The organism is Erwinia typographi (genome assembly GCF_000773975.1).
In the GTDB taxonomy this organism is placed as follows: Bacteria; Pseudomonadota; Gammaproteobacteria; order Enterobacterales; family Enterobacteriaceae; genus Erwinia; species Erwinia typographi.
Map to the genome: position 1 here is coordinate 40,968 of NZ_JRUQ01000008.1, position 14,577 is coordinate 55,544.

Sequence of the window (14,577 nt, forward strand, 5' to 3'; positions counted from 1 at the left end):
AGTGAATTGGCCTTATTAACAGGTTAATCAGTTGCTATATATTTATACTATAGATATCTCTTTAAAGTGAGTTTACCAGATGTTTGCTTCTGCTTTTTGACCGAATGATGATCGATCTTTTGTTTTAATCATCCACAAAATGAAATGCGTTACAGGGAGGTAATAGTGATGGATTAGAAAGAGAGTAACCGCTACTGGAACCTGGATTATTCCCGGCATCACCACCATTACCATCCCCAGATCTGTTATTAGAACTATTATTAGAACCTTTTGATCCATCAACAACCCTGTCAGGCATTTATCTACCATCTATGAAAAAAGATAAGCTATAACAGATGGTTAAACAAATTTAGTGAGTTGTATAAACGCATGATTAGAAAAAATTCACGCTCGAAATATATACATGCCGATAACTAGAGTTTATAGTGACCGTGATTTCATAAGGGCGTGATATTTCTATTTTTTATAAAAGGAGTTATTTTGAATAAGTTTGATCGTTTTTCCCTTTTAGCTGTAATTTCTCTCTTGTTGCTTAGTGGTTGTACGCAAAATCAATCCAGTCCTCAACGGCACGCCAATCACTTTATCATGGCTACTGCTGATGATTCTTCGGACCCGAACTTCCGTATGAATAAGGCAGACTCAGGACGTATGATCACCCCGTTTTTTGAGCAGTTTTGGCAGCAGGGTAGAAAAGACCGGGACGCTGGGGTATCCAGAGAAGAAGTGGAACAGCGTCTAAAGTATTTTCACAGTAATGAGTTTGCTAATGAAATTCGTGGTAAATCTCGTTTTGCGGGGACCGATTACAATCAGGACCGTCCAGTCTCATCGCGTTGGCGTAAAGAGATGTCTCAGGCTGTATCTGAAACCTATATGGACGGATACAACGGAGTTAAGTAGTTGGTAGTACCTTTAAACAGCTGGAGGTTGTGATGTCCTTCAGTTATTTAAGATATTCTGTGGCTACTCTCTCACCCGATAACTTGAGACGATCGTTCTGCACTTCAATCCTGTTGAAGACCGATCTCCGACATCTGATTTGGCAACATTCTTAGCGGACAGTGACTCGTATCACATTTGAATGTGAGCTGTAAGTATCCCGGTAAAGCGAGCCGTTCACTTTTAGAGATCTTCCGACATACTGACTATGTCCCTGGAGGAGATCGCCCTGCGCAAAGCACGATTCACCGAACACCAGATCATCACCGTTCTGAAGTCCGTCGAAGCCGGACGCACCGTTAAAGACGCCTGCCGCGAGGCCGGGATCTCTGAGGCCTGGTACTACAACTGGAAAGCGAAGTTCGGCGGTATGGAAGCCTCTGATATCAAAAAGATGAAAGACCTTGAGGGTGAAAACCGCCCGCTGAGACAGATGTTTACGGACCTGAGTCTCGAGTGACGCGTACCGAAAGACGTTATTGAAAAACAGGTGTGCTTACACCTGATGCGTCGCGAAGTCCGCTACGAGCGAACAGCGGAAATTGCTATCATCACAGTGAATTAATAAACGGGGATTAGGCCAGTCAGCCACTCGTTTCTTGCCGTAATAACATCTTTACCTGTTAAGCTGAACTGACCGAATATCGTCAACATACTAGTTGGATGGTGTAGAACTTACTATTCACAATCACGAGCAGTGGTTATGATTGAAGAATATCATTTAACACTATCAAAACGTCAATTTACGATGACAGACCTCAATGTTCTGAGAATTTTTATCGCAGCGGCTGAGCTTGGCAGTTTTTCTGCGGCGGCAGCCAGACTTAACCTGACGCGTTCAGCTATTGCTAAAGCCATCGCCCGACTCGAACAGAGCACAGACACCCGACTTTTTCACAGGACGACACGAATCATCACGCTGACAGATGAAGGTCGTGTGCTACTTGAGCGGTGTGCAAAAACCATCGAAGACCTTGAAGATGCCCTTGAAGATATGTCCTCAAGACGAAACGAGCCGCGGGGGATATTACGTGTGGCGCTTCCTGACGCTTTTGGCCGAAGTGTGGTCATGCCTGTGCTTTGTAAGTATCTTGACCGCTGGCCGAGAGTGGATGCAGAAGTCAGTTTCAGCGATCGCACGGTAGATTTTCTCGCTGACGGATTCGACCTTGCCGTACGGTTGGGAGGACAAAATATCAATGAAGATCTCGTCTCCAGAGTTATCGCTCGCCAGCGCTTGAGTTTTTGTGCATCGCCATCGTACGTTGAAAAATATGGCCTACCCAGAACCCTCGTAGAAATACAACAGCACAGGGGAATTCATTTTTCGCAACGTGGTAAACTGCTTCCATGGCGGCTAAAAAATGAGAGGGGTGAGCAGATACAAATCGAAACACCTGGCCGAATCAGATTAGATGCAGGTGAAGCGCTAAGGGACGCTGCTGTTGCCGGATTTGGTATCGCGCAATTGCCCGAATTTCTTATCAGACGAAATGTGGAAGAAGGCAAACTTGTCAGGATTTGCGAGGAATTTGAGCCGGAATTGATGCCTGTTTTGGTACTGTATCCAACAAGGAAGTTTATGTCGCCTAAGGTCAGGCATTTTATTGATAGTCTTGTAGAGGCGAGAATATAAAGTCTGACGAGATTGCGTATAATCCTTATACGCAGTCCCTATTTACGCTAACTCACTTGACGAGCCCTTACATCAGCTTATTTTCATTTGGTGTGTTTCATATGCCAGACGGTATTCTTCGATGCCGTCAATAAAAGTCGTTTTTGTTTCACTCCAACCGATATCCTTGCGGATTTTATCTGACCCCACCCATTGCCAAAAATTAGCCAGCCCATGAACTGTAGCGAAATCAATTTCCCCTGTCGGTGCTTCAAATTCGAGTGTAAGACCATAGGATCTAGCCAAAGCTTCACCAATCTGTCGCGCGGTCTCGTACTGCTGATTTGAGATGTTATAAGCTTGTTGAACAATTTTTTCTCGGTTTGCATATTCTGCCAGCATGACGTAAGCCTTAGCGCAGTCATCAACATGTAATGAGTGCATGACGGCATTAGGATCAGCAACTAACCTGAGGGTTTTATCACTTCGGGATGCGAGTTCAAATAAAGGGCCGTAATGGCTGGAAGAGTGGCCGTAAACAATGGTGGGACGAAGAACTACCGCATCGTAGTCGGGATTCTTTTGTTTGAGCAGGTAAGTGCCGTAGAGTTCACGAGGCAGCAGCGGCGCGGGTGTATTCATTGGGCTGCTTTCTGTATGAGGGGCCAGTCCCTCATCGCCATGTTTTTTATCCATCATCCCATAATCTTTACAGCCACTGGTGAACATAACCAGAGGACGGACACCCGCTGACTGGCTAATGCCAGCAATCTTTTCAATCATGGCGTTGACATGCTTCAGATGTCCAGCCATGTCATTTCTGTCTTCAGTATTTGAGATAATCACATCGAAGACTACACCATCTGTTTGTTCCAAAAAAGTCAGATTTGCAGGAGAACCAATTACAGGGTGTATTTCATTTAATGCGAGGTTACGTGCATCTTTTTCATTTCGAATCAGACCATATGTTTTCCAGCCTGCCCGGTTAAAAGCTTTGGCGATTGCGTTGCCAATGTAGCCGTTTGCACCGGTAACAAATGCTGTTCTTTGCGGATTATGCATAATCATTCTCACTCATATTGTCGTTTAAATTCATCGCAACATGATTAGAGCACATTGATTGTTGAATGTTTTTCTACAAAGTGATGCTTTGTAATCATCACGGTTAACTGATTCCTTTTAATATATGGACTTAGGGACGGTGCTGCGTTTTTTTGTCAAATCTGTCAGTGGTCGATTTTATGAAAAATAATGTGTAACCAGTACTTCCGCTGCTGGCACGAAGCGGAACTTGATGAATGAGTCCTATCCCATGTACTCATTTTTGACTGCATTTTTATGATATAAGTTGAGACTCTGTGAAATGAAAAATCCACGCAATTGCGTGGATTTTATAGGTTTTTTCGATTCTCATGAGATTCAGCGAAACCTCATGAGACAACAAATTTTATTTAAGACGTTGAACCGTGATTTCAATTATATTTTATTGATATTTATGTTTTATTTAAAAATTAGTCTTCAAAATACTCAGTCTTGTACTCATTTTGGAGTTGGCTTGCTTTCGTAAGGCGAAGTACTCCTATTATCGCACCAATCAAGTATCTCTCAAAGTCTACTCCAGTTCACTGAAAACCATTATAATCAGTATCTTACAGCTATCTCTTGTATTCCGACATCTACTGCCCCCCCCCCTAAATCTACATGCATATGGGGGTACATTTGGGGTATGTTCTGTTCGGTCTTATGGATATCCCCCCAGTGAAACTTAACGCCCGTCAGGTTGATACCGCAAAGCCAAAAGATGAACCTTACAAACTCTCTGATGGTGGGGGACTTTACCTTTTGATTATTGGCGGCTTAAGTACCGTGTTGCTGGCAAGGAGAAGTTGCTTGCTCTTGGGGTTTATCCCGACGTGACTTTGGCTGATGCTCGTAGTAAACGTGAAGAGGCTAAAAGGGGCATTGCTGTTGGGATTGCTCCCAATGTAGCGAAGAGAGAAGAGAAACTAGGCCGATGCCCTCATTGCCGAATCAGCCTACCGAGAATTTATGCAGAGAAATCCGACGCTGCTAACCAATCAGAGACAAAAGGAACAGGAGGAAATCCGTGCTCAAGAAGTTGAACGTCACCAACGTAGGAATTTTATACAGAAACTTGCTGTATGGTTTGTTCGTGCCACTGGAGCATGAAATGCATTCTGCACGGTTCGCCGTCGGTGAGCTCATTTCCTGTTAGCAGAGTCAGTTCTGAGAGCAAATAGATAAGGATAATTGCCGCCAGTTCTGCATCCATGTAACAGCTACTCGTAGGTTTATGCAGAACCAATTCAACTTCATTCTGATGTGAATGACTTACAAGCATTCGCATCCCTTCAAAATTTCTGCTTGAAAAGCATGGTTAATCAATAATTATTTCCCTTTAAACCAATAAATTAATTTTGATTGCATTTTGGTTTGAACCCTTGCGATTTAGACGTATTATTTTGAGATTAATCCACTTGCCCAACCTTCATTGCTGCTTGTGAGTGTGCGTGAGGAATGATTTTAAGGTTATATATCATGGAGTTATTGAAGTTTCTGGCGGCGATTTTAGTAATTTACTTGTTGTTTTTTAGAAAGAAAAAACGTAAATCTCCAAAGTCTTATGCTTCAAGCCCCGTGAAAGCACCGCCAAAAGAATGGCTCGCTGACATCAAGAAAAAAGAGGCGGTTGTGCGAAACGATGATAGTGAAGACGATAACCTTGCAACTTTTACATTGAGCGGTGGCCGGGGTGTTGAACTTCGGGTGGCAACCAATCATTACCGGAACACCTCAAAGTCAGCAGGTGCACTAGCTCGATGGATACTTCCGGGTGAGATGATAACTGTAGCTGGTGTAGCAATTAGCGGTGGCCACATATACTTGGGGCAACGTATGAAGCCCTCCGGTCAGGAATCAGGCGGCTATTATGACGATGGAAATGAGGCATCATTAATTGATGACACATGTAAGATAAAACCTACTTCTTATCTTTACGAGGACAGTTCATTAGGATACTGGCCCAGTTTTTCCTCTCTTTCCCCAGAAGCACGCGGTGCGTATGTCAGTTGGCTCGCCAGCGATAGGTCTGATCCATCGTGTCCTATCGGCTATGTTTTTATCTACCTCTATGGCCTGGAAAGAAAAGCGCTCATAGATTCCACTGACCCAAAATTCCCTGATGCTGAGTTCCGTAATCTGTTCAATGAAGTAGCTCGGTTAAGATCCGTATTCATTGAGAACCGCTCATTCCGTGGATATTCGGCCCAGTTACTCGAAGCCATGTCTATTCTGCGCCCGAACATGGGCTTAGCCACTGAGCTCGATAGCAATTCAGGTTTCAGCAACAGCATGCAATTTAAGCTGGCTCTGGCAAAAACTGTACATGAAGGAGTTCCTGTATCAGCTGAACTGGCGTTGAACTGGGTAATAAACCACACCGAGTATTCGCTGCGTACCCCGGCTCGCCGCTGTGCTAAAGAGTTTGCTGCGCTTTTCAAACGGCGTTACACCCTCAAATATGGTGAAGGGATGGTCGTTAAGGCGAATAAAACGCGCCTAAGGTTAGATTACACACCAGCAAGTCCTAGTTTGCGAGGTGTTCGACTCCCTGTTCCCGACCTGCCTGATCCAAGTGCGTTGAAGAGCCCTGTCCAGAAAATTATGGCTCTTGCCGAGATATGTACGGATGAACTTGATGCTTATAGTCGCTACCTTGGTAGGAAAGGTACGTCAGTCAATGATACGGCTGCAATTATGTTGCTCCCTTCTGAGATCGTTAATGAAAGCGCAGAAAAAATATTAAGCTCATTCAAACGCTGGGCTGATGAGGCGATCCGCGTCAAGGAGGGGTTAGTCTCAATTGCTGATTTTTGGGCACATATGAATGCCAGTTGCCCCAATAAAATCAATAAAAAAGAGGCCGATTTGATGCAGGCCTTTGCTCTGAAGATGGGTTACGGTCTGGCACCTGACCCGTATTATCACCATGTGAAGGCGGATGTTGATGGGACACTTGTTCTATTCCCTGCCGCCGAAGGTGGACGCTTCTCACCTTCTTCTGAATTTATCTCAGCAGTAATGACGCTCAGATTAGGGGCGATGGTCGCCTTGATTGACGATTCTCTTGATCAAGCTGAACAGAAAGTGCTTGAGAATGCCATCAACAACAATACTGGCTTCACCGATGATGAAAAACGCTCTCTACATGCGTATTTAACGTGGCAACTTCATACCCCAGCCAATATGACAGGAATGAAAAGCAGGATTGAGTTGATGGGGGCCGCGGAAAAAGCTGCTGTGGGTAAAGTTATCGTTAGTGTTGCCTGTTCGGATGGGACAATAGCGCCTGCCGAAATCAAACAGCTTGAGAAGATTTATTCAAGTTTGGGGCTGGATCCCTCATCTGTCTCGAGCAATATCCATCAGCATTCCGCAACTGAACATGATCTCGTCTCGTCTGTACCAACTGATCAGCCAGCAGTAGGGTTCACACTGGATGCTAATGTACTTGCCCGCCACGAATCTGCCACGGATGATGTTCGTAAATTGCTGAACACAATTTTCACCGAAGAAGAACCGGAAGAGCCAGAAAGCGCTCCAGCCTCATTAACGGAGGCGGGGGGGCTAGACTCCGTACATAGCCAGCTTTATCGCAGTTTGCTGGAGAAAGAACAGTGGTCCCGGAAAGAGGCGACAGAATTGTGCGGAAATTTGAATTTGATGCTCGGCGGTGCGCTTGAGGTGATTAATGACTGGTCCTATGCGGTGGTTGATGCTCCGGTACTGGACGATGCCGATGATGATATCTGGGTTGACCTGGAAATTGCCAAAGAATTAGAGGGATAGTGAATGTCTGTAACACGTATAAGAGTGAAAGAACGCGACGCTATTATTCAGTCACTTAAGTCAGGTGTAACGCCAAGGATAGGCATTCAACATATCCAGGTTGGCCGCGTGAATGAGATCACCGCTCTCCACCAGGATATTGAGAGGATTGCTGACGGTGGTGCAAGCTTCAGACTTATCATCGGTGAATATGGTTCTGGTAAAACGTTCTTTCTGAGTGTTGTGCGCTCTATTGCGCTAGAGAAGAAGCTGGTGTCAGTCAGTGCAGACCTTTCTCCTGACAGACGTGTTCACTCATCGGGAGGTCAGGCTCGTAATCTCTATTCTGAGCTTATGAAAAACATGTCCACCAGAAACAAGCCGGATGGTAATGCGTTACTTAGCGTTGTTGAAAGATTCGTTACGGAGGCAAGAAAGGAAGCGGACACGGACGGCTCCGAGGTTTCATCAGTTATTCATAAACGCCTGGCAGCTCTGTCAGATATGGTCGGTGGATATGACTTTGCGAAGGTCATTGATGCATTCTGGCGCGGGCATGAGCAGGATAACGAAACGCTAAAATCCAATGCTATTCGCTGGTTGCGAGGAGAGTACACTACCAAAACTGATGCCCGTAACGATCTCGACGTTCGAACTGTTATCTCAGACGCTTCATTCTATGATTCATTGAAGCTGATGAGCCTTTTTGTCCGCCAGGCAGGCTATGCTGGTCTTTTGGTCAGCCTCGACGAAATGGTGAACCTCTTTAAGCTGAATAATACGCAAGCAAGAACAGCGAACTACGAACAGATTTTGCGGATCCTGAATGACTGCCTGCAAGGCTCAGCCGAGAACATTGGTTTTATCCTCGGGGGTACGCCAGAGTTCCTTTTCGATCCGCGTAAAGGTCTTTACAGCTATGAGGCGCTCCAGTCGCGTCTGGCGGAAAACCGGTTCGCGCAAAAAGCAGGGGTGATTGACTACTCATCCCCCACTTTGCATCTTGCCAGCCTCACCCCTGAGGAACTGTATATTTTACTGAGAAATCTTCGCCATGTTTATGCGGGCGGAGAGCCAGAGAATTATCTGGTTCCAGATGAGGCACTGACTGGGTTTCTGCATCACTGTAGTAAAACTATTGGAGACGCTTACTTCCGTACCCCCCGTAACACCATAAAAGGTTTCCTGGACATGCTGGCCGTGCTGGAACAAAACAGAACGATGAACTGGCAAGCACTAATAGAGGGTGTGGCGATTGAAGAGGACAGACCCAGCGATATGGTTGACGCCATTGTGGAGGAAAGCGATGACGACGACGGCCTGGCGAACTTTAAGCTATGAGCAGTGCCTACGATAGTCTCGATCCCCGCGTCCGTAAGTGGGTTTACAAGCAGGGTTGGTCTACATTAAGGCCCTTGCAGGAGAGCGCTATCCCGGCAATTTTAGCCCGTGAGCGAGACGTGCTAATCAGTGCAGGTACAGCAGCGGGTAAAACAGAGGCTTTCTTTCTTCCTGCCTGTTCGGCGGTTGCAGATCTCACTAATGGATTTGGCATCGTCTATATCAGCCCGTTGAAGGCATTGATTAACGATCAGCACCGTCGTCTTGAGAGCCTTGGAGATGCATTGGAAATGCCAGTGACTCCCTGGCACGGGGATGTACCACAAAGCAAAAAGAAGAAGGCTCGGACGAATCCTGCTGGCATTTTACTGATTACACCTGAGTCACTTGAGTCTTTGCTCATAAACTCAATGGGCTGGCTCAAACAGGCGTTTTCTTCAGTCGCATACATCGTTATTGATGAGTTTCATGCTTTTATTGGCTCAGAGCGTGGTGTACACCTGCTTTCTCTGCTCAATAGAATTGACCATGTGCTAGGACGCCAGGTAAATCCAATTCCCCGCGTTGCGTTGAGTGCCACGCTGGGGGAACTGGAGAAAGTGCCAGAACTGTTGCGCCCGGACAAACGACTCCCCTGCGTAACTGTTACAGATAGTAATAGCACGGCCACTCTTCAGGTGCAGGTCAAAGGGTACCTGGAGCGGGTGATCCAAAAAGAGGAAGAACTTCAGAGTTCAGCTGAACATGACGTTTGCGCTGACATTTTTAGGCTGTGCCGTGGCGATTCTCATTTGGTCTTTGCAAACAGCCGAAAGCGCACTGAAAGTATTGCGGCAACGCTGAGCGACATGTGTGAGGAACATATTGTTCCGAATGAATTCTTTCCCCACCATGGTTCCCTTGCCAAGGAGTTACGTGAGGCGCTTGAAGCTCGTCTTCAGAAAGGAAATTTGCCCACAACAGCTGTTTGTACAATGACGCTCGAGTTGGGAATTGATATTGGTAAGGTTAAGTCGGTTATACAAGTTACGCCTCCGCATACTGTTTCCAGTCTGCGTCAGCGTATGGGACGTTCTGGGCGACGCGACTCCCCATCAGTTCTAAGAATGCTAATTACAGAAAATGAGCTTACTGTGACTAGCAGTATCGTTGACCACCTACGGCTGCAGTTGGTCCAGTCGATGGCAATGATCAGATTGATGATCTCTAAACAATGGTTTGAGCCTGCCGATTCCCAGCAGATGCATTACTCCACGCTGCTACACCAGATTCTTGCAATTACCGCGCAATGGGGCGGAGTTCGTGCCGATCAACTCTGGTCACAGCTATGTCAAACAGGCCCGTTCCGTAATGTGGATATAGGCGATTTCAAAAGCCTGCTTAAACATATGGGGGCATGTGGCCTGCTCACTCAACTCGCTAGTGGAGAAATGGTTGTTGGGGCAGAGGGGGAGAAACTGACTAACCATTACACGTTTTATGCCGTGTTCAACACACCAGAAGAGTTCCGCATTGTCACCGGAAACAGAACGCTTGGAACAGTGCCTGTGGACTCCCCACTGCTACCAGATCAACACATCATCTTCGGTGGGCGGCGCTGGAAAGTGACAGAGATAGAGACAGAGAAAAAAGTTATCTATGTAGAGTCGACCAAAGGCGGTCAGCCACCACAATTTAGTGGAGGGGGAATGTCTGTTCATGATGCCGTTCGTCAGGAAATGCTCGCTATCTATAGGGAAGGTGATTACCGCATAGCAATAGGTAGCAAGAGAGTAGATTATGCCGATTCTGCCGCCAGAAACCTCTTTGCGGAAGGCTGTAGTAACTTTCACCGTTATAACCTGCAAAATGAGTATTTTATTACGAGTGGGCAACACTGTTATGTAATTCCCTGGATGGGGGATAAAATTGTGAATACGATTACAGCCTTGCTCATACGTTGTGGTTTTAAAGCAAATTCATTTGGTGGTGTTATTGAAATCGATAACTCCAGTGCAGCTTCCGTTCAGCACGCGCTCAAAGAAATGCTGTTGTCAGGCTTGCCATCTGCATTTGATCTTGCCACATATGTTCCAGAAAAGTTCCTGGATAAATACGACGAGTATTTACCAGAGTCCCTGCTTGCGAAAGGATTTGGGGAAAAAGCGTATGACATTGAAGGCACACGTAATTGGTTGAAGAAGTACCTTCAGTAAACTGGCCTCAATCTAAGGGGGAAATGTTCCCCCTTAGATTGAGGCCGATTGATGATATCAATGTTCGCTCTTGGCTCGGATCTGCCAGAAATCGAGGTCATAAGGTCTGCTTTAAGCGAGAAGCGGAAGTTGGCGCTAAAAAGATGACTACCGATGCCGTGTCGATTCAGTCCTTGTCCTAGGGGATGTTGTCATGATCAATCTCCTTTGGGTTAGGAGATGTGATTATGGTTGTCTCATATGAGTGAGGAGCGGGAGTTGGCGATTGTTATCATCCGTCAGTAAGGTATTACTAGCATTATCATGTGTAAATTTAGGAAGCAGGCCTGCTTGAAATGGGGAGGCATTGTTTATTGTGCCCCAATCCTAATGCTGGCATAGTGCAAGGATAAAAAACGAAAAATTCATATAAAGGTCTCTCGTATGAGCGAATCACGTAAGCAATTTATATTATCTAAAGGTGCGGTTTGCAATAACTGGAACTGGAGTTGGTCATTTGCCAACCATGAAGAAAAAATTGTTATCTTTGGTGCGTGGGATTTCAATACTGACAATGATAAATCGTTGATAATGCATAAAAGTTGGGAATATAAAAACAATCGCCGACAACCAGGATACTCTCAAGCAATCGAGCATTTGAAATTATTAGATCAAGGATATAGCCTATATATCTTTCATCAAGAAAATATTGGTGATGATGAAGATGAACCAAAAATTGGAAGAATTAGTGACAATATTTTAAAAGCTCACATAAAACATGATGGAGAAGCTTGGTATGCATACCGAAATGTATTCGACTATTTACCTGATGAAATAGGTGAAGAAGAAGAGTATTTTGAAGGGACTCGAAATTTAGTGTCTGTAAATTCTTATGAACGAAATAAGGATGCTAGAGAGAAATGCATTAAAATTCATGGTTATAAATGTAAAACTTGTGATTTTGATTTTGAAAAGAAATATGGTGATCACGGTAAAGGCTTTATCCATGTACATCATATCATACCCTTGAACATGATAGGAAAACGTTATAAGGTCAATCCAGAACATGATCTGATTCCTTTATGTCCCAATTGCCATGCTATGGTACATCGCTTTAAAAACAATGAATTAGATTTAGAAAAACTGAAGGAAATTATATCATCGTGCAAATAATAATATTAACTACCTTCTCGCCTTTAACCGTCATCAAGTAGCTGACATTAAATTCCTAGCGAGTAAACAACCTCAGTATCTGATTCTAATCGCCCATAAATACGCCTCTACCTACTCTGCGTAATTCATTTAACCACTGAATGACTTTTCCCCTATTTACTTCTCTAATAGGATATTTTCTAGCTTTACAAATTTCTTGAGCACCAGGAGAAAATGATGATGTTGTTACAATTATTCCACCCTTAGCATTTTCATCAATAACATCTGCCCAGAGAGATTTTACCAACACCTTGTCAATTTTTGATTTTGTTCGTTTGCATTGAATAAGCTGAACGGGAGGTGCGCTGGCATTTGCATTAGGGTGCCAAACTCGAACATCAATGCCACCATCATTCCTTCCACTTCCTATCTCAACTTTATATCCTTTTCGTTCAAAGTACTCAGCAGTTAGAGCTTCGAACTGTCTCCAATGTATTGAGCCGAGTTTTTCAGTATTAATTGATAAATAGTTCAAATATCTTTGATCTATGAACATTCCGTACATTGCATCTAATGATTCGCTCTCAAACAAGCCCCTAAGCTCAAGTGGTGATTCCCAATCAAGTACTCTTGCTGAAAGCCAGTCCCAAGGGCTAGCTTCTTCACTATCTTTCGTTAATTCAACGAGCCTATGTGCAATAATCAACGCTTCACTTCCAAATTGTATTTGGATATTTTCATAGTATTGGCTTTCATTAAAATCGTTGAATATCGATTGTTTTTCTTTGTCAAAGTGAATCTCTCCAAGATAACGTAATACTTGTTGCAATAGTTTTCTCCTGCTTGGATCATTCCTAAATTCCATCTCGAGTAATGTTGGTGCATGACCAATAAAGTCTTGTGATGTGACACCTAGGCGATACAAAAACTTTTGAAAAGTATCTTCAATGTGATTTGTTCTGATGCGACACAATTCCTCTTTCTGACTAGTGAAAACATCAAATAGTGGATCATCTTTATCTAAAAGTTGAATCATTTCATCGTTATTGAGTGCCAGCCCTGATTTATAACCTATTCTATCGCTAAAAAATGACCTAAATGATGTATTTATTGTAATCCATGTGCCCATTAAGCTATCCTCAAAGCATGAATTTAGTTTCATTTACTCTTATATTTAAAGCTACCCCTAAGGAAGTCAAATCCATTTCAAATCAATACTTCAGACTATTCATTAGTAATATAACAAACTCAGTAGAGGTACAACGTTTGCATTCAAAAATCTTGCAAGGTCCGCTTCTGGCACGAGGCGGACAGGACATGGGGACATGACGTCAGCTCTAAGCGAGGAGCTGATGCTAGCGGGGTGGGTTCAGTACGATCATAGAAGATCCAAAGTGTGCAGACACTGACTAAATTAAAGAAAATAGCATCTACGCTATATGGACATTAATAATGTCTATGACGAATATCATTATACGCAGCCTCGGAAAGTTCGAATCTCCGATCCAATCCGGAATGGGGTAATTCCACAACCAATCCCCGCTGAATAAGTTTATCGATCTGCATTAAAGCTATTTTATCTACAATAGATCGAGATAACTTAGGCGTTGCACCCAATAATACAGATTTATATACTTCCATAATTCTTACAATACTAGGCTCCCGATTACTATGCCTTAATTTAATAGCGCGAGTGAAACTAGGAAGCGAAAACTGTCGTCCTGACATGTTAAGTTCAACATGTCCATAGAACATGTTAAATAGAATTCTTCGAAGTCCTTCATCAGATGATAAATAATCTATTAATTCTTCTTGTCTCTTTTCTTGAATCCAAGTTCTAATAAAGAGCCATCCTGATAATAACGATACACATAATAGATAATATTGCGAATTAGGGAGCTGTAGCCAAGGACCAATGATTGGGTTATCTTTAGCCGTATTGGGAAACGTAAAAAAGAAAGCGCTTAGCGTCGCAAATACTCCTGACCCCAATCGAGGGAGAAATGCACGGGATCGTGTATCACTCCGAACTTCTGACTTTATTAATGAAGGCGTCAGACTAACAGTCTGAGTTCCTGTCGCAGTAATCACTTTAACCAAATCCATCACTTGTGACATGGGTATCAACTGTTTGTCATTTTCATCCGTAGATTTCTCAATAGACTGATTATCAATGAATTCTTTTGCTGAATTAAGGTGTTGCCATAGATTTTTTGACTCATCATCAATAAAAATACCACTAGTGTTGTCTGGATGTATTGATGCCATTTTTCTGACTATTGCTTGGCGTAACCCATTTGGGTCACTTTCCATAACATTCGAAAACTTAAAATATGCAGCAATTTCTTTATTATTTTTCCAGTCCATAGTAATTCTGCCCAATGAAGTAAAATATAAAATTTTATTTTTTCGTTTAGGTTGAGGTTTAATTAACAAAAGCATTAATGCTAAATCAAACGATAGTTTGCAATGACAACATAAGCGTTTTCAGTGAGTTAAGCAATA

Annotated in this window: 9 protein-coding genes and 2 pseudogenes; 8 read left to right on the forward strand and 3 right to left on the reverse strand. The window is 43.7% G+C overall.

What is annotated here, in order from left to right; genetic code table 11:
* Positions 1-480 precede the first annotated feature (480 nt).
* The 3 genes and pseudogenes from NG99_RS02530 (at position 481) to NG99_RS02540 (ending at position 2,578) form a co-directional block, all read left to right on the forward strand.
* Positions 481-903 (forward strand): Exc2 family lipoprotein, encoded by a 423-nt coding sequence (locus NG99_RS02530; protein ID WP_034888076.1) that lies wholly within the window; start codon positions 481-483, stop codon positions 901-903.
* A gap of 268 nt (positions 904-1,171) precedes the next feature.
* A pseudogene (locus tag NG99_RS02535) lies at positions 1,172-1,462 on the forward strand (transposase); the annotation flags it as partial.
* Between the two features lie 183 nt (positions 1,463-1,645).
* The gene (locus NG99_RS02540) at positions 1,646-2,578 is read left to right on the forward strand and encodes a LysR family transcriptional regulator (protein WP_232298152.1); all 933 of its coding nucleotides are present in this window, start codon (positions 1,646-1,648) and stop codon (positions 2,576-2,578) included.
* A 72-nt stretch (positions 2,579-2,650) separates the two neighbouring features.
* On the opposite strand, the gene NG99_RS02545 is transcribed toward NG99_RS02540, so the two are convergent.
* Positions 2,651-3,625: an NAD-dependent epimerase/dehydratase family protein gene (locus tag NG99_RS02545; RefSeq protein ID WP_232298153.1), complete on the reverse strand. Its 975-nt coding sequence runs from the start codon at positions 3,623-3,625 to the stop codon at positions 2,651-2,653.
* Positions 3,626-4,315: 690 nt separating this feature from the next.
* Here NG99_RS02545 and NG99_RS27885 point away from each other — a divergent pair.
* The 5 genes and pseudogenes from NG99_RS27885 to NG99_RS27890 all read left to right on the forward strand — a co-directional run.
* A pseudogene (locus NG99_RS27885) lies at positions 4,316-4,572 on the forward strand (Arm DNA-binding domain-containing protein); the annotation flags it as partial.
* Between the two features lie 544 nt (positions 4,573-5,116).
* Positions 5,117-7,426, forward strand: a complete 2,310-nt coding sequence (locus NG99_RS02555) for a tellurite resistance TerB family protein (RefSeq protein ID WP_034888082.1) — start codon at positions 5,117-5,119, stop codon at positions 7,424-7,426.
* A gap of 3 nt (positions 7,427-7,429) precedes the next feature.
* Complete coding sequence (locus NG99_RS02560) at positions 7,430-8,746, forward strand: ATP-binding protein (protein ID WP_034888084.1); 1,317 nt, start codon at positions 7,430-7,432, stop codon at positions 8,744-8,746.
* A complete protein-coding gene (locus NG99_RS02565) occupies positions 8,743-10,941 on the forward strand; it encodes a DEAD/DEAH box helicase (RefSeq protein WP_034888086.1) in 2,199 nt (732 codons plus the stop codon). Before NG99_RS02560 ends, NG99_RS02565 begins: the two co-directional genes overlap by 4 nt.
* Before the next feature lie 423 nt (positions 10,942-11,364).
* A complete protein-coding gene (locus tag NG99_RS27890) occupies positions 11,365-12,093 on the forward strand; it encodes an HNH endonuclease (RefSeq protein WP_072017511.1) in 729 nt (242 codons plus the stop codon).
* An 85-nt stretch (positions 12,094-12,178) separates the two neighbouring features.
* Here NG99_RS27890 and NG99_RS02575 read toward each other — a convergent pair whose 3' ends face one another.
* Entirely contained in the window at positions 12,179-13,201 is a 1,023-nt protein-coding gene (locus tag NG99_RS02575) for a restriction endonuclease (RefSeq protein ID WP_034888089.1), read from the reverse strand.
* A gap of 317 nt (positions 13,202-13,518) precedes the next feature.
* Positions 13,519-14,439 (reverse strand): hypothetical protein, encoded by a 921-nt coding sequence (locus NG99_RS02580; protein ID WP_034888090.1) that lies wholly within the window; start codon positions 14,437-14,439, stop codon positions 13,519-13,521.
* Positions 14,440-14,577: the final 138 nt, after the last annotated feature.

Bases quoted from the DNA above. Each gene is read 5' to 3' on its own strand.
- NG99_RS02540 (WP_232298152.1), top strand. From the start codon at position 1,646: ATGATTGAAGAATATCATTTAACACTATCAAAACGTCAATTTACGATG.
- NG99_RS02545 (WP_232298153.1), bottom strand. From the start codon at position 3,625: ATGATTATGCATAATCCGCAAAGAACAGCATTTGTTACCGGTGCAAAC.
- NG99_RS02555 (WP_034888082.1), top strand. From the start codon at position 5,117: ATGGAGTTATTGAAGTTTCTGGCGGCGATTTTAGTAATTTACTTGTTG.
- NG99_RS02560 (WP_034888084.1), top strand. From the start codon at position 7,430: ATGTCTGTAACACGTATAAGAGTGAAAGAACGCGACGCTATTATTCAG.
- NG99_RS02565 (WP_034888086.1), top strand. From the start codon at position 8,743: ATGAGCAGTGCCTACGATAGTCTCGATCCCCGCGTCCGTAAGTGGGTT.
- NG99_RS27890 (WP_072017511.1), top strand. From the start codon at position 11,365: ATGAGCGAATCACGTAAGCAATTTATATTATCTAAAGGTGCGGTTTGC.
- NG99_RS02575 (WP_034888089.1), bottom strand. From the start codon at position 13,201: ATGGGCACATGGATTACAATAAATACATCATTTAGGTCATTTTTTAGC.
- NG99_RS02580 (WP_034888090.1), bottom strand. From the start codon at position 14,439: ATGGACTGGAAAAATAATAAAGAAATTGCTGCATATTTTAAGTTTTCG.